This is a genomic window from Xenorhabdus stockiae, from assembly GCF_002632825.1.
In the GTDB taxonomy this organism is placed as follows: Bacteria; Pseudomonadota; Gammaproteobacteria; order Enterobacterales; family Enterobacteriaceae; genus Xenorhabdus; species Xenorhabdus stockiae.
On sequence record NZ_NJAJ01000003.1, the window covers coordinates 54,752 to 77,204 of the forward strand.

Annotated in this window: 21 protein-coding genes; 19 read left to right on the forward strand and 2 right to left on the reverse strand. The window is 41.1% G+C overall.

Going from position 1 to position 22,453, the window contains the following annotated elements; genetic code table 11:
- Positions 1-900: a carboxylate/amino acid/amine transporter gene (locus Xsto_RS01505; RefSeq protein WP_099111096.1), complete on the forward strand. Its 900-nt coding sequence runs from the start codon at positions 1-3 to the stop codon at positions 898-900.
- Here Xsto_RS01505 and metR read toward each other — a convergent pair.
- Entirely contained in the window at positions 785-1,741 is a 957-nt protein-coding gene (metR, locus tag Xsto_RS01510) for an HTH-type transcriptional regulator MetR (protein WP_141554483.1), read from the reverse strand. The two genes, Xsto_RS01505 and metR, sit on opposite strands and share 116 nt — an antisense overlap.
- Positions 1,742-1,848: 107 nt before the next feature.
- Here metR and metE point away from each other — a divergent pair, with 107 nt between their 5' ends.
- Positions 1,849-4,128 carry a 5-methyltetrahydropteroyltriglutamate--homocysteine S-methyltransferase gene (gene metE, locus Xsto_RS01515; protein WP_099123889.1) on the forward strand — a complete coding sequence of 760 codons (2,280 nt, stop codon included), beginning with the start codon at positions 1,849-1,851 and terminating at the stop codon, positions 4,126-4,128.
- A 65-nt stretch (positions 4,129-4,193) separates the two neighbouring features.
- Here the strand turns inward: metE and Xsto_RS01520 are convergent, their stop codons facing one another.
- Positions 4,194-4,586 (reverse strand): YidB family protein, encoded by a 393-nt coding sequence (locus tag Xsto_RS01520; protein ID WP_099123890.1) that lies wholly within the window; start codon positions 4,584-4,586, stop codon positions 4,194-4,196.
- A 577-nt stretch (positions 4,587-5,163) separates the two neighbouring features.
- Here Xsto_RS01520 and otnK point away from each other — a divergent pair.
- The 17 genes from otnK (at position 5,164) to hemB (ending at position 22,412) form a co-directional block, all read left to right on the forward strand.
- Positions 5,164-6,453, forward strand: coding sequence for a 3-oxo-tetronate kinase (gene otnK, locus Xsto_RS01525; RefSeq protein WP_099123959.1), 1,290 nt, complete (start codon positions 5,164-5,166; stop codon positions 6,451-6,453).
- Positions 6,454-6,852: 399 nt separating this feature from the next.
- Positions 6,853-7,632: a 2-oxo-tetronate isomerase gene (otnI, locus tag Xsto_RS01530; protein ID WP_099123891.1), complete on the forward strand. Its 780-nt coding sequence runs from the start codon at positions 6,853-6,855 to the stop codon at positions 7,630-7,632.
- A gap of 31 nt (positions 7,633-7,663) precedes the next feature.
- Positions 7,664-8,431 carry a DeoR/GlpR family DNA-binding transcription regulator gene (locus Xsto_RS01535; protein ID WP_099123892.1) on the forward strand — a complete coding sequence of 256 codons (768 nt, stop codon included), beginning with the start codon at positions 7,664-7,666 and terminating at the stop codon, positions 8,429-8,431.
- A gap of 56 nt (positions 8,432-8,487) precedes the next feature.
- The gene (gene denD, locus Xsto_RS01540; protein ID WP_099123893.1) at positions 8,488-9,441 is read left to right on the forward strand and encodes a D-erythronate dehydrogenase; all 954 of its coding nucleotides are present in this window, start codon (positions 8,488-8,490) and stop codon (positions 9,439-9,441) included.
- A gap of 12 nt (positions 9,442-9,453) precedes the next feature.
- The gene (locus Xsto_RS01545; protein ID WP_099123894.1) at positions 9,454-10,827 is read left to right on the forward strand and encodes a GntP family permease; all 1,374 of its coding nucleotides are present in this window, start codon (positions 9,454-9,456) and stop codon (positions 10,825-10,827) included.
- A gap of 183 nt (positions 10,828-11,010) precedes the next feature.
- Positions 11,011-12,390 (forward strand): GntP family permease, encoded by a 1,380-nt coding sequence (locus Xsto_RS01550; RefSeq protein WP_099123895.1) that lies wholly within the window; start codon positions 11,011-11,013, stop codon positions 12,388-12,390.
- Positions 12,391-12,637: 247 nt separating this feature from the next.
- Entirely contained in the window at positions 12,638-13,393 is a 756-nt protein-coding gene (gene udp / locus Xsto_RS01555; RefSeq protein WP_099111100.1) for a uridine phosphorylase, read from the forward strand.
- 171 nt (positions 13,394-13,564) lie between these two features.
- Positions 13,565-14,353 (forward strand): tyrosine-protein phosphatase, encoded by a 789-nt coding sequence (locus Xsto_RS01560; protein ID WP_099123896.1) that lies wholly within the window; start codon positions 13,565-13,567, stop codon positions 14,351-14,353.
- Between the two features lie 98 nt (positions 14,354-14,451).
- Entirely contained in the window at positions 14,452-14,982 is a 531-nt protein-coding gene (locus Xsto_RS01565; RefSeq protein WP_099123897.1) for a DedA family protein, read from the forward strand.
- Between the two features lie 128 nt (positions 14,983-15,110).
- Positions 15,111-16,493 carry a DNA recombination protein RmuC gene (rmuC, locus tag Xsto_RS01570; protein WP_099123898.1) on the forward strand — a complete coding sequence of 461 codons (1,383 nt, stop codon included), beginning with the start codon at positions 15,111-15,113 and terminating at the stop codon, positions 16,491-16,493.
- A 198-nt stretch (positions 16,494-16,691) separates the two neighbouring features.
- Positions 16,692-17,447 (forward strand): bifunctional demethylmenaquinone methyltransferase/2-methoxy-6-polyprenyl-1,4-benzoquinol methylase UbiE, encoded by a 756-nt coding sequence (gene ubiE, locus Xsto_RS01575; RefSeq protein ID WP_099111104.1) that lies wholly within the window; start codon positions 16,692-16,694, stop codon positions 17,445-17,447.
- 1 nt (position 17,448) lies between these two features.
- Positions 17,449-18,102 carry a ubiquinone biosynthesis protein UbiJ gene (gene ubiJ, locus Xsto_RS01580; protein ID WP_099123899.1) on the forward strand — a complete coding sequence of 218 codons (654 nt, stop codon included), beginning with the start codon at positions 17,449-17,451 and terminating at the stop codon, positions 18,100-18,102.
- On the forward strand, positions 18,089-19,717 hold the full coding sequence (gene ubiB, locus Xsto_RS01585) for a ubiquinone biosynthesis regulatory protein kinase UbiB (protein WP_099111106.1): 1,629 nt from the start codon (positions 18,089-18,091) through the stop codon (positions 19,715-19,717). The genes ubiJ and ubiB overlap by 14 nt, the downstream gene beginning before the upstream one ends.
- A 110-nt stretch (positions 19,718-19,827) precedes the next feature.
- Positions 19,828-20,088, forward strand: coding sequence for a twin-arginine translocase TatA/TatE family subunit (gene tatA, locus Xsto_RS01590; protein WP_099111107.1), 261 nt, complete (start codon positions 19,828-19,830; stop codon positions 20,086-20,088).
- Positions 20,089-20,097: 9 nt separating this feature from the next.
- The gene (gene tatB / locus Xsto_RS01595) at positions 20,098-20,481 is read left to right on the forward strand and encodes a Sec-independent protein translocase protein TatB (RefSeq protein ID WP_099111108.1); all 384 of its coding nucleotides are present in this window, start codon (positions 20,098-20,100) and stop codon (positions 20,479-20,481) included.
- A gap of 3 nt (positions 20,482-20,484) precedes the next feature.
- A complete protein-coding gene (gene tatC, locus Xsto_RS01600; RefSeq protein ID WP_099123900.1) occupies positions 20,485-21,264 on the forward strand; it encodes a Sec-independent protein translocase subunit TatC in 780 nt (259 codons plus the stop codon).
- A 131-nt stretch (positions 21,265-21,395) separates the two neighbouring features.
- Positions 21,396-22,412 carry a porphobilinogen synthase gene (gene hemB, locus Xsto_RS01605; protein WP_099123901.1) on the forward strand — a complete coding sequence of 339 codons (1,017 nt, stop codon included), beginning with the start codon at positions 21,396-21,398 and terminating at the stop codon, positions 22,410-22,412.
- Positions 22,413-22,453 lie beyond the last annotated feature (41 nt).

Consider the following 22,453-nt stretch of genomic DNA (forward strand, 5'->3'; position numbering starts at 1 on the left):
ATGTGGCTATTAACAATCACAACATTTTTGTGGGCCGCCTCATTCAGCCTGATCGGTGCTTATCTTGCCGGTCAGGTTGATAGCTGGTTTTCTGTACTCATCAGAGTAGCACTCGCTGCTTTGGTATTCCTGCCATTCCTGCGCTGGCGTGGGCTATCGCTGAAAGTGATTTCGCTGTATATGGCAGTGGGCGCTTGCCAACTGGGTGTGATGTACTTGTTTGTATTTCATGCGTACCACTATCTGACAGTGGCAGAGTTTCTGCTTTTTACTGTTATGACACCGCTGTATGTCACACTGATCTACGATTTACTGAAGCGTCAGAGGCTGCGTTGGGGATATGCACTCAGTTCGCTGCTGGCTGTTGCCGGAGCTGCGATTATCCGTTATGACCGGCTAAGTGAATCTTTTTGGATTGGCTTGATTTTGGTGCAACTGGCGAATATTTTCTTTGCTATTGGTCAGGTTGGTTATAAGCGTTTGATGGAGAAGCATCCGATCCCACAACGAGTGGCGATTTCATGGTTCTATTTAGGTGCCTGTGTTGTTGCAATTATCGGATGGTTAATCTTTGGTAACCCACAGAAGCTGCCGACAACGCAATTACAGTGGTGGGTTCTGATCTGGTTAGGCGCAGGGGCATCCGGTATTGGCTATTTTATGTGGAACTATGGTGCAACTCAGGTTGATGCCGGAACACTCGCAATTATGAATAATATGCTGGTTCCGGCTGGGTTACTGGTTAACTTTGTCATTTGGCAGCAGCATCCAGATTGGCTGAGCTTTAGCATTGGAGGCAGCCTGATTGTTGCATCGCTTTGGGTGCATCACCGCTGGATATTGAAACCCGTTTTACAAAAGGCAGACTATCCACCGCGTGCTGGCGCGCAGAACGAATAAATGTATCAATAGCCGGTTGGTGTTGCTCTCCTTTACGGCAGGCAGCGTACAACCGGCTCCATAATCCCTCTCCCAGCGTTTGCGTGACAACTAAACCCTGTCTTTCAAATGTTTCTACGGCCCAGTGAGGTAATGCTGCAATACCTAAGCGGGCTGCCACCATTTGGATCAGTAATAAAGTGTTATCAACGGTTTTCAGGGTGGGAGTTACTTCGGCTGGCTGGAGAAAACGTCTCCAAATATCAAAACGTTGTCGTTGAACAGGATAAATCAGTAACGTCTCAGGTGCGAGATCTTGTGGCTGAATATCCCGCTGATTGGCTAATGGATGATCCGGGGCCACCACCAACTTTACTTCATAATCAAACAGCGGTGTATAGTGGAGATCGCTGTCGGAAATAATATCGGATGTCAGTACAATATCCAGCTCCTTTTGTTGCAGGGACGGTTGTGGATCAAATGTCACCCCGGATTTGAAATCCACATTAACCAGCGGCCAGCTTTCCCGGAAAAGCTTTAATGCAGGCGTGAGCCACTGAATACAGCTATGACATTCAATCGCAATGCGTAGGTTAGTTTCTTCCGGTTCATTACACTCACTCAGAGATGCTTTGATCATCGGTAAAATCTGCTCAGCCAGCTTCAGTAGAACTTCTCCCTGATGTGTAAGTTGAAGCGGCTGACTTTTACGAATGAAAAGTTTGTATCCCAGACGATGCTCTAATTCACTGAATTGATGTGAAAGAGCAGATTGAGTTTGATGCAAGTGATTCGCAGCAGCTGCCAATGAGCCACAGAGATTTAGTGCTTGCAATGTTTTTAAGTGTTTAATTTCGATCATGAAAAACCTTCAAGTTGATGATGAATAATTTGCGCTTGTGGTTTATACATTACCTGTTGATTATAGAAGTGTAAACATCTAGACGGCTAAAATTTGCGGGTGACGACATGACAGTTTTAAATCATACATTAGGTTTTCCACGTATCGGATTGAAAAGAGAGCTAAAAAAAGCACAAGAAAGCTATTGGGCAGGTAAAATTTCTCAACAAGAATTGCTAGAAACAGGCCGTGAATTACGAGCACGTCACTGGCAACAGCAAAAAGAAGCAGGAGTAGATTTAATTCCTGTCGGTGATTTCGCTTGGTATGACCAAGTATTGACGACCAGTCTGCTGCTGGGGAACGTTCCTCCTCGCCATCAAAATGAAGATGGAAACATTGATTTAGATACACTATTCCGCATTGCCCGTGGTCGGGCACCGACAGGTACTCCGGCTGCTGCGTCAGAAATGACCAAGTGGTTTAACACTAACTACCATTACATTGTTCCTGAGTTTCAGGAAGGTCAAGAATTTAAATTAGGATGGACTCAACTGCTGGATGAAGTCGATGAAGCACTAGCACTGGGACATAACGTAAAACCTGTTTTACTGGGGCCGGTGACTTATTTATGGCTTGGAAAGGTAAAAGGCAAAGCCTTTGAACGCCTCTCTTTATTGGCGGATATTCTGCCCGTATATCAACAGGTGCTGGGTGAACTGGCAAAACGTGGCATCGAGTGGGTACAGATAGATGAGCCTGCATTGGTGCTGGAGCTGCCAGAAGAGTGGTTAGCTGCATTTCAGCCTGCTTATCAGGCACTGCAGGGCCAGGTTAAGTTATTGCTGACAACCTACTTTGATAGTATCAGTCATAATCTAGCGACCATTAAATCACTGCCGGTACAGGGGTTACATGTTGATTTAGTTGCAGGGCAGGATTCACTGGATGAACTGCATAAATCTTTACCTGAGACATTATTGTTATCGTTAGGGGTTGTTAACGGACGTAACGTCTGGCGGGCAGATCTGAGCGCAAAATATGAACTTGTTGCGCCTTTATTGGGTAAACGAGATATTTGGATCGGTAGTTCTTGCTCATTATTACATAGCCCGATTGATCTGAATGATGAAACAGGACTGGATGAAGAAGTTAGGAGTTGGTTTGCCTTTGCACTACAGAAATGTGCGGAACTTTCTCTGCTATCTCAGGCATTGAATGCTCCACAAGGCAGCAGACAGCCCGAGCTGGATGATTATAGCGCGCCAATTCGTGCCCGCCGTAGCTCCGTCCGGGTGAATAATCCGGCTGTAGCTGAGCGCCTTAACAAGATCCGTCCGCAGGACAGCGAACGTAATCAAGTTTATGAAGAGCGCGCCAGACTCCAACGTCAACGTTATAAACTACCTTTGTGGCCGACAACAACGATAGGTTCTTTCCCTCAGACAACAGAGATCCGCGGCTTACGCCTGGATTTCAAGAAAGGTCGCGTTGATGGCAATCATTACCGCACCAATATCAGTGAACATATTAAACAGGCGATCACTGAGCAGGAACGGCTGGGATTAGATGTGCTGGTACATGGTGAAGCCGAACGTAATGACATGGTGGAATATTTCGGTGAACATTTTGACGGTTATGTCTTTACGCAAAACGGCTGGGTACAAAGTTATGGTTCCCGCTGTGTTAAACCACCGGTCATTATCGGAGATATCAGCCGTCCAGAAGCGATTACCGTTGATTGGGCAACCTATGCTCAATCCCTGACAGATAAGCCAGTAAAAGGCATGTTAACCGGGCCGGTAACGATTCTTTGCTGGTCATTCCCAAGGGAAGATATCAGCCGGGAAACTATTGCTAAGCAGATTGCACTGGCTCTGCGTGATGAAGTGGATGATTTGCAGAAAGCGGGTATTGGCATTATCCAGATTGATGAACCAGCATTGCGCGAAGGCTTGCCGCTGCGCCGCGAAGAGTGGCAGGCATATCTGGATTGGGCAGTGGATGCCTTTAAACTAAGTGCAGCCATTGCGGAAGACGAGACTCAGATCCATACCCATATGTGTTATTGCGAGTTCAATGACATCATGACTTCCATTGCAGCACTGGATGCGGATGTTATCACCATTGAAACGTCTCGCTCAGATATGGAACTGCTGGATTCGTTTGAAGACTTTTCATATCCAAATGAAATTGGGCCAGGCGTGTATGACATTCACTCACCGAATGTGCCGAGTGTTGAGTGGATTGAAGCCTTGTTGCGCAAAGCGGCTGAACGTATTCCGGTTGAACGTTTATGGGTTAACCCCGACTGTGGCCTGAAAACCCGGGGCTGGGCAGAAACCCGCCAGTCATTGGCGAATATGGTTGAAGCCGCAAAACGTCTGCGTGATTCAGTTAATAGCTAAGTAAATTTAAGTAAGACTTTAACCTGCCCACCATAGGAAAATATAAATATGGCGGGCAGGTTAATTTATTTAGTCAGTAATTTATCTTTCAATAAATTCATCCCTACTGATTTTAGATCCAGATTTTCAGGTACTTCACCATTTGGTGTAACCTTATCAATAAGATTAGGCAGATGTTGTGAAATGAGTGATGAGGCTTCACTGGGGTCGATACCCATTTTTTCTGCTAATGTCTGGATTGTGGAGGAGCCAAAAATAGAGGAAACCTGATCAGCATGAATAGGCGTATTTTCCCCCGTACCAATCCACGAATGAATTGTGCCATCCAATCCTTGCCGGGAAAACTGTTCAACTAACCCACTTATTCCTCCCTGACCTTCAACCCAGTCCATTATATGCTGAATTTGTTGGCTCTTACCCCGACTCATCATATTTGAAATTTGATCAAAAAAGCTCATCGTAATTTCCCTCCTTTGTTGAGGTTTTACTAGCTCAATCGATATAAAACACTAATTTTTGTGTTTTTACAGGAATGAATTAGTGTAAATGTTATAAAGAAAAGGGTAATTCAATATTTAATTATTAAAGTAGCACAGGATTTTTAATCCGGTTTGTTTTAGATAAGTGGTGGTTTTTGTTATTGAGTATTTTTATTTATGTAAGTCACAACATTGTGTGAAATGATGAATTCCATTTTTTTTAAAATTAAGTAATTAAATTCAATATGTTATTGTTTTTTTTGTGGCTAATAAATAATCTTTCAGTGTGATTTTTGTCGTTTCTTTGTGAAATTGTCTATGTAAGTATAGATGGGTAATTAATTGCGACAACACCAGAGAACTTCAGAAAATAACTTAATAAAAACAAAGAATATCGGATTATGAGTGATAGAGTTAGAAATTATCTGCTCATTAATCCGGTATACAATTTATGATTTTTATAGGTGTGTTTTTAGAATTCAATAAATATGGAAGCGAAGATGTTACTATGAACTGGAAAGCCAATGAGTAAATGAATGTGGTCAGAGGGAAAGATATGACAATTAAACTGGGGATAATTGCTGATGATTTTACAGGGGCAACAGATATTGCCAGTTTTATGGTACAAAGTGGTTGGAGAGTGTGCCAATTGTTAGAAGTGCCAAATAAGCACACCCCCGTACCATATGATGTTGACGCGATAGTGATAAGTTTGAAAAGTCGTTCTTGCCCGGTTGATGAGGCTATTGATAATTCGCTGAAATCTTGTCGATGGTTACAATATATAGCTGAGTGTCAGCAATTATTTTTTAAATATTGTTCGACTTTTGATTCTACGTCAGAAGGAAATATTGGTCCCGTCATAGATGCTTTGATGGATGAGCTGCGAGTTGATATTTGTTTAGTTTGTCCAGCTCTTCCTATTAATGGCAGAACAGTTATTCATGGACATTTATTTGTTAACGGACAATTACTAAATGAGAGTGGTATGCAATACCACCCCGTTACACCAATGAAAGATGCTAACTTGTTACGGTTAATAGAACAACAATCGAAAGGACAGGCAGGGTTAGTAAATCTCAATTGTGTCCGACAAGGAGAACTATCTATCCGTAATTGTTTGGATAAATTTCGCCGTGAGAATATTCGATATGCTGTGGTAGATACTATGCTAATGGATGATTTTATTCCAATAGCTCGAGTTGCGTCTGATATGATTTTTGTAACAGGTGGTTCTGGATTGGGGGCTGCACTTGCTTGCTATCATACGGGAGGTAATCAGCGGATAGAGTGTGGTGTGTCAGTATCATCAACAGGGAAATTTGTCCCTAGTAGAGGAAGAAAAACAATCGTTCTTTCTGGAAGTTGTTCTCCTATGACATATCAACAAGTTATGGAATATAAGAAGATTGCTCCAGCAATGGTATTGGATGTGGGGGAATGTGTTAATAATCCTGATTATTCTAGTTATCTAGTTAATTGGGTTATGGAACAAACAAAATGTGAGTGGGCACCAATGCTATATGCTACACAATCTCCAGAAGATTTAAGGGTAACTCAAAAACAATATGGAGCTAAACAATCCAGTGATGCTGTTGAGCAGATTTTTGCGCAATTAGCCGATAAATTAAAGCGGCAAGGATTTAATACCTTTATTCTGGCTGGAGGAGAAACTTCTGGTCGGGTGGTGAAAAGTTTAGAAACTCACCAATTCACTATTGGAGCGGCCATTGCACCGGGTGTTCCTTGGGTATATGACTTGCAGAATGATTATTGGTTGGTACTGAAATCCGGTAATTTTGGAGATATAAATTTTTTTAGAAATGCTCAGGATATGCTTCATTAATAAAATGGCTCTATGTTATATTGATTTTTATCATATTAAATTCAATTTAATCTCTCCAAACAAATTATACCAATCTAATAGTCCTTTCCTTTTATGGACTTAGAGGTCTTCTCTACCTTTCTGTAGTACACTACCAATATTTTTTAATATACTATTCTTCTTAAATATTTCCTTATATTGATGGAATATATCAATATTTAAAATTTCATGATTTATATAAGTAATAATATCGTTATTAAAAATAACTTTGTTTATTATTTCACTTGGAATTGTAATTCAGTTGATTAGGGTATTTGATACTATGGTATTGGCTTTAAAAAAGAAAAATATGAGATAGACACGAAGATTTTTACGAAGAATTGGAAATAGTTTTTGTCAGGTAATATGTAAGGCATAATTATGGTTAAATTTGCAGCAAACCTTAGCATGATGTTTAACGAGTATCCTTTCACTGAACGTTTTACGAAAGCAGCAGAAGCTGGATTTAAAGGAGTGGAGTATTTGTTTCCTTATCATGAAACTGTAGAAAATATCTCTAATATATTGAATAAAAATGGATTAACTCAAGTATTATTCAATATGCCAGCAGGTATTTGGGAGATGGGTGACAGGGGGCTCGCTTGTTTGCCTGGGCGTGAACAAGAATTTGCTGATGGAGTATATAATGCTTTGAAGTATGCTTTGGCTTTAGATTGCAAACAAGTCCATGCGATGGCAGGCAAGTTGGATAGGCGATTCACTCAAGAGCAACAAAATGAGTGTTATATCACAAATATCCAATATGCTGCAGATGTAATGGCTGAACATAATATTGATCTATTAATTGAACCAATAAATACTCGTGACATGCCTGAGTATTTTTTGACAACGCCTACTCAAGCTGAAGAATTATTAAGTTTTATTGATCGTAAAAATGTTTTTATTCAATTAGATCTTTATCATTGTCAAATTATGGAAGGTGATTTACTAAGAACGATAGAAAGACTCTGGGGTAAATTCAAACATATTCAGATAGCTTCAGTACCGGGGCGCAACGAGCCAGATAAGGGTGAAGTTAATTATCTTTGGTTATTTAATAAATTGGATGAAATGGGGTATCAGGGATGGATTGGATGTGAGTATTACCCAGAGGGATATACAAAAGAAGGGCTAGGGTGGTTTTTAAAAGCTCAGCCATGATCATGGAATATAGAATAGAGTAGGAAAGGTAATGATCCCATCAGAGCGTAGAGATTTTATTTACCGTCACTTACATGAATATAAAACGGTTTCTATTAGTATGCTAGTTGAGTTACTGAATGTTTCACATATGACTGTTAGGAGAGATATTCGTATTTTAGAAGAAGAAGGAAAGGTGATTAGTTCTACAGATGGAATTCAATTAAATGATGCTCTACGACAAGAGTTGCCATGGAGTGAGAAAGCACATATTCATCACCGTCATAAACGAGCGATTGGTAAATATGCAGCTTCATTAGTAGAAGATGGACAAGTAGTTTATTTAGATGCGGGAACTACAACATTTGAAGTAGCACAAGTATTGGCAGAGCGTTTTAATTTGACAATCGTTACGAATGACTTCTCTATTTCCCAATATCTTATGAGTAAACCCCAATTGAATTTATTTCATACTGGGGGACAGGTGGATAAACGTAATTATTCTTGTGTTGGAAAGAGTGCAGCTATGGTGTTACACACTTTGAATATAGATATTGCATTTATTAGTACGAGCTCATGGGATCTTGAGCATGGAATTTCTACTCCACACGAAGAAAAGGTTTTAGTTAAACAAGCACTTTTAAAAGTTGCGCGTAGAAAAGTATTGCTTTCCGATAGTAGTAAATATGGGAAATATGGCATGTTCCGTGTTTGTCCGATATCAGATATGAATGATATTGTTTGTGATGTACGGCTGCCTATATCAATACAAGAAAAATTTCAGGAATTAAATCTGGAATTACACATCGTCAATATTTAATAAAGATATGTTTGCAATTATAAAATAACTATAAGAGGTTGTAAGGGGGATTTTGTATGAAAATAATTATTACTGGTGGTGCCGGTTTTTTGGGGCAGCAGTTAGCTTTAGCTTTGCTTAGAAATGAATATGGATTGAATTTTGGACATCTAGTTTTGGTTGATATTCAATGTCCAACTTCTCCTATCAATGATCCTAGAGTACAGTGCATTACATTAGATTTGGCTGCTGAAGGAACTGTGGAGAAATTAATTGATTCAGAGAGTGATATACTATTCCATTTAGCTGCTATCGTTAGTAGTCATGCTGAGGAAGATTTTGATTTAGGAATGAAAATTAATTTTGATGTAACACGCCGTTTATTGGAAAGTGCTCGTATCCATAACCCAGCATTAAAATTTATTTTTACCAGTTCACTAGCAGTATTTGGGGGGAATCTACCGGAAATTGTAACAGACGAATATGCTGTTAATCCACAGTCATCATATGGTACTCAAAAAGCTATGTGTGAATTAATGATTAATGATTATTCTCGTAAAGGATATGTCGATGGAAGAATACTTAGATTGCCGACTATAAGTGTTCGTTCTGGTAAACCTAATAAAGCTGCTTCATCATTTGTTAGTGGTATTATTCGTGAGTCATTGAATGGAGAAAAAAATGTTTGTCCAGTTTCTTCTTCTCTTATATTGTGGATTTCTAGCCCTGATACTGTTATTAAAAATATTATTCATTCAGTAAAAATATCTGCGAAGGAATTTACTTTTTCTCGTATAATAAATTTGCCAGGTATTAGCATAACAGTTGATGAAATGATTGATACATTGAATAATGTAGCAGGACAAAAAATAGCAGATCTTATTAGTTTTGAAAAGAATGAAAGTATTAATAGTATAGTGGAAAGTTGGCCGGGTAATTTTGATATTAGTCATAGTCTTTCATTAGGATTCAATGTTGATGCTTCGTTTAGCGAAAATATTCTAACATTTATTGATAATAAAAAATATTAAAAGGATTTTTATATGACATTGTATATTCCAATCATTGGATTAGGGGTATCAGTATTTACTCTACTTTTTTTGGTTTTGTACTCGAGGGTTCATGCGATTATTGCTATGTTGATTGCAGCGATAATTGCTGGAATTACTAGTGGATTAAGTATAACGAATACTGTAGATATAATCACTAAAGGATTCGGTTCAACATTAGGTAATATTGGAATTGTGATTGGACTAGGACTCATGATGGGTCGGATACTAGAGGTTTCAGGAGCAACTGAACAGATAGCATATAGTTTTATTAAATGGTTGGGGGAAAAACGTGAGGAATGGGCTGTAGCTATCACTGGCTATATTGTTAGTATTCCAATTTTTGTAGATACAGCTTTTGTCATAATCTATCCTATAATTAAGACATTAGCGAAAAAAAGTAAGAAAAATTTATTAACCTTAGGTGTTTCCCTTGCTGGGGGGTTAATTATAACTCATCATTTAGTTCCTCCAACTCCCGGACCTCTTGGTGTTGCAGGCATATTTGGGGTAGATATTGGGGCGATGATGCTAATAGGAATGATATTAGCAATTCCTTGTGTCATTGGTATTGTTTTTTATGCCAAATGGTTATCTATTAAATATCCTGAATATTATTTTTCTGGTGAGGGAGATTTTGAAAAAATCCATAATAACTATATGGAAGAAAAGTCTAATAAACGATTGCCAAGTTTATTTTTATCTCTATTACCCATTATTGTTCCAATAATATTAATTTTAATAAAAGCAATTAATAATATTTTATTAAAGGTTGATGTTATTTTGGTAAAAGAAAAAAGAATTTATTTTCAGTTTATTGATTTTGTTGGAAGTCCTATTATTGCCCTATCAATTAGCGTGTTAATAGCGATTTACACCCTAATGCCAAAAGTTAGAAAAGAGGAAATTATAGGGCATATGGAAATAGGGTTAAAATCAGCTGGAATTATTCTATTAGTGACCGGTGTTGGGGGAGCATTGGGAGCTGTATTGCGAGAAAGTGGGACTGGGGGGATTTTAGCACAGCAAATTTCTAATTTGCCAATTACACCAATCTTGATCCCATTCATTATTGCAACATTAGTGCGTTTAATCCAAGGGTCTGGTACTGTTGCAATGGTTACATCTGCTTCTATTTCTGTTCCTGTGATCAGTGAGATACCAGATATAAATATGTTGTTGGCAGCTCAAGCAGCTACTGTTGGAGCCTTTTTCTTTAGTTACTTCAATGATAGCCTGTTCTGGATGGTTAACAGGATGATGGGCATTAAAGATGCAAAACAACAGATGATTGTCTGGTCAATTCCTACCACCATTGCATGGGGGATCGGGTTGTGTGGTATATTACTTCTTAATCTTATCATGTAGGCTATCGTGATGGCGCTCAAAAGAAGCGCCCTTCTTTTTCTCAAATTATCTAAATATCCCTTTGTTAATTTATACCAAGACATCAATTTCTAATAAGCCCACTTTAACACAGCTTGTAACAAGGGCTTTGTCCAGCATACCATGCACCTTTCTCGCCAATAATACAGATTGAAACGGGGTTTTATGGTTGATTTTTACATTCCAGTTATTGGATTGGGAGTGGCGGTATTTTCGCTGATTTTTCTGGTTTTACGTACACGTATTCATGTGCTTGTTGCTATGTTAATTGCTGCAGTTATTGCAGGAATATCTGGTGGCCTGAGTATGGGCCATGTTGTTGATGTTATTGCTAAAGGGTTTGGTACGACATTAGGTAACATTGGTATTGTGATTGGGCTGGGAAGCATGATGGGGCGGATATTGGAAGCCTCTGGTGCAACGGAACAAATCGCCTATAGTCTGATTAAATGGCTGGGTAAAAGGCGCGAAGAGTGGGCACTTGCAATCACCGGCTATATTGTCAGTATTCCTATATTTGTTAATTCGGCTTTTATTATCCTTTATCCGCTGGTAAAAGCGTTAGCGAAGAAAGGTAAACGGAATGTATTAACGTTGGGTGTAGCGCTGGCCGGTGGGTTAGTGGTGACTCACCATATTGTTCCGCCAACGCCGGGGCCGCTTGGTGTGGCCGGAATATTTGGGGTAAGTGTCGGTAAGGTTATGTTGGTGGGAATGGTACTGGCAATCCCATGTGTTATTGGCATCACTTGTTATGCTAAATGGCTGGAGACTAAATACCCTGAATACCTGCTTGTGGAGGATGAAGGAAATCTGCAAGAAATTCACCAGCAATATATGGAAGAAAAAGCCAGTAAGCCTTTACCGGGACTCTTCATTTCCCTTTTACCTATCGTTGTACCTATCGTTCTCATTTTTACCAGTGTTATAAATGGACTGTTGTTAAAGACTGCACTATTTGCAGGGAAGGATGATGATCTTTACTTCCAGGTTTTTAATTTCCTTGGGTCACCGATTATTGCTCTGGCGATAAGTGTGTTGCTGGCGATTTATAAACTTATGCCAAATATCAGTAAACATGAGGTAATAGAACACTTAGAAGCGGGTTTACAGACGGTTGGAATCATTTTATTGGTATCGGGAGCCGGGGGAGCCTTAGGTGCCGTATTAAATGAGGGTTCAACCGGGACAATAGTGGCGCAATATGTTGCCAGTCTGCCGATTACTCCTGTTCTGATCCCTTTTATCATCGCCACGTTAATACGTATTATTCAAGGTTCAGGCACTGTTGCTATGATCACCGCAGCATCTATTTCTGCGCCGGTTATCAAACAGATACCAGATATTAATATGCTGGTTGCTGCTCAGGCTGCAATGGTGGGAACACTGTTTTTCAGCTATTTTAATGACTGTTTTTTCTGGGTCGTGAATAGGATGATGGGGATAAAGGATGTGAAAAAACAGATAATCATTTGGTCCATTCCGACCACCATTGCGTGGGGAATCGGGTTGTGTGGAATATTACTCCTTAATTTCATCATGTAAGTGTTCCAATGGCGCTCAAAAGGGCGCTTTTTGTGACTACTCTTCGAATATTGTTTCTATTTCAGCTTTATACTCACGGTGTTACCTACATACATTAAATTGTGACAATAATCACAATTTAATGTATGTGTTTCTTTTTAAATTCAATTAAATGTGACTTTAATCATTAAAAAGTGTCAGAGTATTTACTAGATTTAGGTATCTCCATTTTATTTGGATTTTGAATTATTTCCGTTGAGGAGCCAATATGTCTGATGTATTTCACTTAGGTATCACCAAAAATGACTTACAGGGTGCAACCCTGGCTATTGTTCCAGGCGATCCTGATCGTGTTGAGAAGATTGCAAGATTGATGGATAACCCGGTTCATCTGGCTTCCCATCGTGAATTTACAACATGGCGTGCTGAAATTGACGGCAAACCTGTTGTTGTCTGCTCGACGGGTATTGGTGGCCCATCAACGTCAATTGCGGTAGAAGAGCTGGCTCAACTAGGTGTACGCACATTCCTGCGTATCGGTACAACCGGTGCAATTCAGGAAAATATTAACGTTGGTGATGTGCTGGTAACCACTGCGGCTGTTCGTTTAGATGGCGCCAGCTTGCATTTTGCTCCAATGGAGTTTCCGGCAGTGGCTGATTTTGAGTGTACTAATGCACTGTACGCTGCCGCGAAAGCATCAGGTACTACAACGCATGTTGGTGTGACAGCTTCTTCTGATACTTTCTATCCGGGACAGGAACGTTACGATACCTATTCTGGCCGCGTTGTCCGTCGTTTTCAGGGTTCAATGAAAGAGTGGCAGGAAATGGGCGTCATGAACTTTGAAATGGAATCAGCAACTCTATTAACAATGTGTGCAAGCCAGGGATTGCGTGCCGGAATGGTGGCTGGTGTGATCGTTAACCGTACCCAGCAGGAAATTCCTGATGTTGAATTGTTGAAGAAAACAGAAAGCAATGCCTTAAGCATTGTTGTTGATGCGGCTCGCCGTTTATTGTAATTGTTGAAATTATGGGCCGGAATTCTCTGGCCCGATCACCTGAATTTTCCGTTTTCTTTACTTCCTTTCATTCTGAAATCTGATAATGTCATAACATTTTGTATTAAAGATGATTTGTCTCAGCCACAAACTGTCTCAATCGTGCATTAATTTCAATAAAAAAGAGTGATTATGACCACAACCACAACAGTTATATCTCATCCTTCATTACTCCCCTTAAATGGCGGTATTAACTTCCGCGATTTAGGTAACAGAACACTAAGTAATGGTTCTAAGATTAAATCAGGTCTGTTATTTCGTTCAGGCTCTCTGGATATGCTGACTGATAACGATCAGATTTTCTTGGCTGAACAGAACCTGTTCCAGATCATCGATTATCGTGATAGCAGTGAAATTATAGATAGGCCGGATCATGTATGGAGTGGTGCGAGCTATCATCATGCTCCGGCTAATCCGCTTTCCAAAGAGGTTGATGCTAATTTCGATAAGCTAAGCCATGAGGCGTTGGAACAGTTTGATGCTAAAGATTTTATGTTGCGGCTATACCAATTGTTACCAATTAATAACCCGGCTTATAAGACATTAGCCAGTTTATTACTACAGCCGGAAAAAGGCGGAATTGTGCAGCATTGTGCTGTTGGTAAAGATAGAACAGGAATCGGTTCTGCTTTGGTATTGTTTGCTTTGGGAGCAGATCTGGATACCGTAATGGAAGACTATCTGGTAACTAATATTACTCTGACACCGTTTCGGGAATATTTATTGAATGAATATGCAAAAAGTATGAGTGATAGTTTGGTTGAGAAAATGTCTTATGTATTTTCAGTCAGAGAAGAGTTTTTAATGACAGCTCTGAACAGTATCAATCAGCATTATGGCAGTGTGGATATTTGGTTAGAAAAAGACGTTGGGCTTGATATGACAGCTCGGGAAAAATTGCAGAGCTATTTTCTGGAGTAAATCCATTTTGTTAGCGTAAAGAAAAGCAAGGTTAGCATCAGTTCATTGATTTGCTGCTAACCTGAAAATTAGTAAAGATTAACACAGGAAAGACGAATGTGAGCTTGCATGAAGTCATTGAAGTAATTATCAATTTTGTAAAAAATCATGAAGCATGGGCAATTCCTATTATTTTCCTGCTCGCTTTTGGAGAATCCTTGGCATTTATTTCTCTGCTATTACCTGCAACGATCATCCTGTTAGGGTTGGGGGCACTGATTGGTGAAAGTGGATTAAATTTCTGGCCAATATGGATATCAGCAGCAGCAGGCGCATTCTTTGGTGACTGGGTTTCCTATCTATTTGGCTATCATTACAAGGAAAATGTCGGTCAGATGTGGCCTCTTTCTCGCCATCCACAAACCTTAGTACGCGGACATCGATTCTTTGAGCGTTGGGGCATATGGGGTGTTTTTATTGGTCGTTTTTTTGGCCCATTAAGAGCCGCAATTCCTTTGGTCGCTGGGATTTGTGCTATGCCACAACGTCATTTTCAGCTGGCTAACTTTGCTTCTGCACTGATTTGGGCATTTGGTATTTTAGCGCCGGGTGCTTTCGGTATACGCTGGCTTGCAGAGTGGATGGGGTAATTGCGAGCCGCTTTGCAAACTTAAATAAATCCTGCAAACAATCTGGACATCTATACAGCCTCTATTTAACTTACATTAAGGTCAGTCATTGAGCACAGACGCTGGTGTAATGTGAGTGGGGTGTATAGATGGATATCTATTGGTTATACGTGTTAATTGGTGGTTTAAGTGGATTATTGTGCGGGGGGATTTTCGTTTGGTTTTCTGTTCACCAGCGTATTCAGTACAAAGAAAGGGCGTTGCGTGAATTACACGGCCAGCTTGCTGTCAGCAATGAAAGGCTGGAGCAGTCTCATTACTGGCGTACGGAGTGTGAACAACTCAATCAGGAGCTGCTTGCCCAGCGTGAAATCAACAGCGTACAGGAAGCTGAGTTACGTGAATTGAGTACTCGTCTTGAAGAGAGCAAGCTGGCAGCTGAAGAAAAACAGCGTCTTTTGATCAATAGTGAACAGCGCCTGAATGCTCAATTTGAAAATCTCGCCAATCGTATTTTTGAACAAAACCGCCGCCGTACAGATGAATATAGCCGCCAAAGTCTCAATGGTCTGTTAATGCCTTTTCGTGAACAGTTGGAAGGGTTTCGTCGTCAGGTGCAGGATAGCTTTGGGCAGGAGGCTCGTGAACGCCATACGTTAACTCATGAAATCCGTAACCTTCAGCAGCTTAATGCTCAAATGGCAAAAGAAGCGATTAATCTGACCAAGGCCCTGAAAGGAGATAATAAAATACAGGGTAACTGGGGGGAGATGATACTAGCGCGGGTTCTCGAAGCATCCGGTTTACGTGAGGGGCATGAGTTCCATACACAGGTCAATATTAAAACTGACAACAGCGAACGCTTTCAACCCGACATTATTGTGCATCTACCGCAAAGAAAAGATGTCATTATTGATGCCAAAATGTCACTGGTTGCCTATGAGCGCTATTTCAATAGTGATGATGAAACAGAACAGGTTCAGGCATTACAGGAACATATTAACTCTATAAGAGGGCATATTCGGGGGCTAGGGCGTAAAAATTACCAGCAGTTACCGGGATTACGTTCGTTGGATTATGTCCTGATGTTTATCCCGGTTGAGGCTGCTTATCTAGTTGCGCTCAATCAGGCTCCAGAAATACTCGATGAGGCGCTGAAACATAATATTATGCTGGTCAGCCCGTCAACATTATTAGTGGCTGTGCGCACGATCAATAATCTCTGGCGCTATGAATATCAAAGCCAGAATGCACGTTTGATTGCCGACAAAGCGGCCAGAATGTATGACAAAATGCGCTTATTCGTGGATGACATGCAGGGGTTAGGGCAAAGCCTCAGTAAAGCACAGGCAAGTTACCATCTCGCGATGAAAAAACTGGCGGAAGGAAAGGGGAATCTCATTAGTCAAGCAGAAGGTTTTCGCGATTTAGGAGTGGATATCAAACGGCCTATTGATTCACAGGTTATTGATATACACAATGGATTTGAAGATGCGTCGCTGCGGCAAGGGAACTCATCCCCGGGAGCATAGATAACTTTATGTTTATAAAAACGGTGACTGGGGTGAGTGAGCGTAGCCAACAAAGAGGCAACTTGAAAGACGAAATGTATAAATTCTTCCAATCGTTACCGGTCAATGAGCATACCCAGTAGATTTTTCCGGATAGGGTTTTATCGGAAAGGCTGGTAAACTTGCTATAATTTTTTGAATGAAAAGCGGACAAAGAAAATGCCAGATCAATCTAAAGAAACCACACATTTTGGTTTCCGTACCGTAGCTAAAGACGAAAAAAAAGATATGGTGGCGGAAGTATTCCACTCCGTTGCAGCAAAATATGATTTGATGAATGATTTGATGTCATTTGGCATTCATCGTATTTGGAAGCGTTTCACTATCGATGCAAGTGGTGTCCGCCGTGGTCATAAAGTTCTCGATCTGGCTGGTGGAACAGGGGATCTGACAGCGAAATTCTCCCGTCTTGTTGGAGAGAAAGGCGAAGTTGTATTGGCAGATATTAATGATTCCATGCTGAAAGTTGGCCGGGAAAAATTGCGAGATAACGGTATTGTCGGTAATGTCAGCTATGTTCAGGCGAATGCTGAAGAATTGCCATTCCCGGATAACTATTTTGACTGCATTACCATTTCATTTGGCCTGCGTAATGTCACGGATAAAGATAAAGCCCTACGCTCAATGTTCCGGGTTCTCAAACCAGGCGGGCGTTTACTGGTACTGGAATTCTCCAAACCCATACTGGCACCTCTGAGTAAGATTTATGACACCTATTCGTTTCATATTTTGCCACGAATTGGTCAGGCGGTTGTTAAGGATGCAGACAGCTACCGTTATCTGACTGAATCTATTCGTATGCACCCTGATCAGGAAACATTAAAAGGTATGATGGAAACTGCTGGTTTTGATCTGGTTTCCTACTCCAATATGACCGGTGGAATTGTTGCACTGCATAAAGGGTTTAAATTCTGACATGGAAACTCCCTCATTAAGCCATAGCGTGAATTCTACGGTGCTGTTTCCGGTTTTAACTGCCTTTCTGGAAACAACGCTGAATCACCTGCTGTATCGAGAAACGGTATTGAAATCAGCTCGTATGAGATTAGCGGGCAAAGTGCTTTCCATCGAACTGAGAGAAATTGAAATACCGTTGATACTGGTTTTCAGTGAAAAACAGGTCGATGTTTTAAGTCAGTGGTCAGAGTCTGCTGATTGTTCAATGAAAACCACATTACCAGCCCTGCTTAAATTACGTGATCGCCAATGCCTCTCATCTTTGATCAACAGCGGTGAAATTATTATTGAGGGAGATATGCAGGTTATTCAGCAGTGGTCCGCTCTGCTGGATATGCTGGAATGGGATCCGGCTCATTACCTTTCACCTTATGTTGGCGATATTGTGGCAGAAGGGCTCAATCGGGTAGTGAAAAATAGTATCCGGTTTGCCTGTAATACTGTCTCAAGGCAGAAAAACTACCTGAGTGAATCACTGACTGAAGAGTGGAAAATGACACCTGGCGCTTTGGAATTGGCTTATTTCAGCGAAGAGGTAAATGCTGTCGCCAATGAACTGTCTGACATGGAAAAACGTCTGGCAGCGATGGAGAAAAGATATGACGCCCAGTGAAATAAAGCGCCTCTATTTGATCATTAAAGTTTTCCTTACCTATGGATTGGATGAACTGATCCCAAAGATCCGTCTGACATGGCCATTGCGTTTTGGGCGCTATTTCCTGTTCTGGTTGCCTAACCGACACAAGGATAAACCACTAGGAGAACGTTTACGTCTGGCATTACAGGAGCTTGGGCCGGTATGGATTAAGCTTGGTCAGATGCTGTCTACCCGCCGTGATCTCTTTTCTCCTGCAATTGCTGATCAACTTTCCCTCTTGCAGGATCGCGTTGTTTCCTTTGATGGTGCCGTTGCGCGTCAATCCATCGAAACCGCATTGGGTGGTGCTCTGGAAACGTGGTTTGACGATTTTGAACAGCAACCTCTGGCTTCCGCCTCTATTGCTCAGGTGCATACTGCGCGCCTGAAAGAGAATGGAAAAGATATTGTTATTAAAGTGATCCGCCCCGATATTCTGCCTGTGATAAAGGCGGATGTCCGGCTAATGTATCGTTTAGCGAATCTGGTTCCTTTATTACCCGATGGTCGTCGTCTTCGCCCGCTTGAAGTAGTTCGTGAATATGAAAAAACGTTGCTTGATGAGTTGAACCTGCTGCGGGAAGCTGCAAATGCTATTCAACTGCGGCGTAATTTTGAAAAGAGTCCGATGCTTTATGTACCGGAGGTTTATCCTGATTACTGTCGGGAAAACGTACTGGTGATGGAGCGTATTTATGGTATTCCGGTATCCGATGTTGCTGCATTAGAAGCACAGAATACCAATATGAAATTGCTTGCTGAACGCGGTGTGCAGGTCTTTTTCACGCAGGTATTCCGCGACAGCTTCTTCCATGCAGATATGCATCCGGGCAATATCTTTGTGAGCTATGAGCACCCGGAAGATCCTACTTATATCGGCATTGATTACGGTATTGTCGGCTCACTGAATAAAGATGATAAACGCTATCTGGCTGAAAACTTTATTGCTTTCTTCAATCGTGATTATCGTAAGGTTGCTGAGTTACATGTGGATTCAGGCTGGGTTCCGGCAGATACGAATGTAGAGGATTTTGAGTTTGCCATCAGAACGGTATGTGAGCCTATTTTTGAAAAACCACTGGCAGATATTTCATTTGGTCATGTGTTGTTGAACCTTTTCAATACGGCCCGTCGTTTTAATATGGCTGTGCAACCACAGCTTGTTTTGTTGCAGAAGACACTACTGTATGTTGAAGGCTTGGGTCGGCAATTGTACCCACAGCTCGATTTATGGAAAACAGCAAAACCATTTCTGGAAGATTGGCTGCATGATCAGGTTGGTATTCCGGCTATCATGCGAGCGTTTAAAGAAAAAGTACCCTATTGGGCGGAAAAACTGCCGGAACTTCCTGAATTGGTTTATGGCACACTGCAACAACATAAACGTTTGCAAACGAGCATTGATCAGATATCACAACAGTTAAAACAACAACGGCATAATCAGCAGAAATCCCTTTACTTACTCGGGATTGGTGCAACACTGTTTATCTGTGGTGGTTTGTTTTTTATTTCTAATCTGGCCCATCTAGCATCAGGGTTAATTGGAGCAGGAATAATATCGTGGCTGCTGGGCTGGTTTAAACTGAAATAGCGGCTTCTTGGCATGATTACGTTTTGGCACGGTTGCGGTATTTTCGAACATAAGGTTCGTAGATTATAATAAAAGAATTAATGTTTCCCACGAACATGAGGTAGATCAGTATGGGTGGTATAGGTATTTGGCAATTGCTTATTATTGCTGCCATTGTTGTCTTGGTGTTCGGCACTAATAAACTACGTACTTTGGGTTCAGATTTGGGTGAGTCGATAAAAGGCTTCAAAAAAGCGATGAGTGATGATGAAAAATCAGATCAGGCAGAAAAAAATAGCCATGATGCTGATTTTGAAACTAAAAACCTCACTGATAAGCCTACGGTTGATCAATCTGAAAAATCAGAGAGTAAAAACAAAGAAAAAGAGTAGGTATAAACCGTGTTTGACATTGGTTTTAGTGAACTGCTATTAGTGCTGGTGCTTGGCCTGATTGTTCTGGGACCAGAGCGTTTACCTGTTGCTGTCAGAACAGTGGCTGGCTGGATTCGGGTATTACGCTCACTGGCGACAAATGTCCAGAATGAACTTGCAAAAGAATTAAAATTACAGGAGCTTCAGGACAGCCTGAAAAAAATGGAAGAAAAGGCAGATTTACAATCCCTCTCTCCAGAATTACAGGCATCAATGGATAAATTGAGGGAAGCAGCTGAATCGTTGAAAGAGTCTTATCAGCTAACTCCTGAAGAAGCTAAAGAGCTGGAAGAAGATGAAACACACTTTCATCCTCCTGTATCTGATAAAAAATCCAATAGTGAACGCTAAAACATGTCGATGGACGATGCTCAACCTCTTATCAGTCACCTGATTGAACTCCGTAAGCGGATTCTGAATAGCCTGATTACTGTGCTGGTCGTTTTTCTGGCACTGGTTTATTTTTCTAACGATATTTATCGGCTTATTGCTGCACCGTTAATGGACCAACTCCCTGTGGGAGCAAATATGATTGCGACCGATGTCGCATCGCCTTTTTTCACCCCCATCAAATTGACCATTATGGTATCCGTTTTTGTTTCGGCTCCCATGATCCTATATCAGGTATGGGCATTTATTGCGCCAGCACTGTATAAGCATGAACGGCGTTTGATTGTGCCATTACTGTTTTCCAGTAGTGTCTTATTCTACTTGGGGATGGTCTTTGCCTACTTCGTGGTATTTCCCCTTGTGTTTGGTTTTTTTACCAAAACTGTTCCCTCTGGAGTCATGATTGCGACAGATATCAGTAATTATCTGAGTTTCGTTATGGCGCTTTTCATGGCATTTGGTGTTTCATTTGAAGTGCCGATAGCGATTATCCTGCTGTGCTGGAGTGGGGTAGTGACTCCTGAGTCATTAAAAAGAAAACGTCCATATATTTTGGTCGGAGCATTTGTGGTAGGGATGTTACTCACACCTCCTGACGTTTTCTCGCAAACTTTGTTGGCCGTTCCCATGTATTTGTTGTTTGAGCTGGGGGTATTTTTGTCGCAGTTTTATGTGGGAAAACGCAAATTACATGAAACTGAAAATGGCTCTGAACGTGAGACAGACGGTAACCCGAAAAAATAATCAGCCATCAGATAGTCGTGATTATTGCTACAAACTTAAGGGTTAAGCTTAGTAGTATTAAAAACAATAGTTCGTAATGGCAAAATTAGCCCAGTGTAATCCTGCTGGGTTTTTATATTAGGAGAGCAGTAATGAGCTATGCATTTCCAGGTACGTTTCCTGGCCGTCGTATGCGCCGTGTACGCCGCCATGATTTTTCCCGCCGTTTAGTCGCTGAAAATCAACTCACTGTTAATGACTTAATCTATCCAGTGTTCGTGATGGAAGGTACTAATCAGCGTCAGGAAGTGCCTTCCATGCCGGGAGTATATCGTTTGACAACCGATCTTCTGCTGAAAGAAGCTGAAGAGATTGCCCGATTGGGTATCCCTGTTTTGTCTCTGTTTCCGGTTATTGAATCCGATAAAAAATCACTGGACGCGAAAGAAGCTTATAATCCGGAAGGTTTGATTCAACGCTCTATTCGTGCACTGAAAGATGCAGTTCCTGAATTGGGGTTACTGACCGATGTGGCGCTGGATCCTTTTACAACACATGGGCAGGATGGGGTTATTGATCAGGATGGTTATGTTATCAACGATATTACCAAAGAAATCTTGGTCAAACAGGCGTTATCTCATGCAGAAGCAGGGGCTGAAATCGTTGCACCAAGCGATATGATGGATGGGCGTATTGGGGCGATTCGCGAACAACTTGAGAATGACGGGCATGTAAACACGCAGATTATGGCTTATTCTGCCAAATATGCTTCCTGCTATTACGGACCATTCCGCGATGCTATCGGTAGCAGCGCTAATCTGAAAGGTGGCAACAAGATGACCTATCAGATGGATCCGGCAAACAGTGATGAAGCATTGCAGGAAATTGCACAGGATCTACAGGAAGGGGCTGATAGCGTGATGGTAAAACCCGGGATGCCTTATCTGGATGTGATCCGCAGAGTAAAAGATACTTTCGGTGTACCGACATTTGCTTATCAGGTATCCGGTGAATATGCGATGCATATGGCTGCTATTCAGAACGGTTGGCTGAAAGAACAACCTGCAATTATGGAGTCGTTACTCTGTTTTAAACGGGCAGGGGCTGATGGGATCCTGACTTACTTTGCCAAACGTGCGGCGCAATGGTTACATGAGCAAAAGAGCTAATATTTTTTTAAACAAAAATAGCTAAGAAGTAAAACGGATGA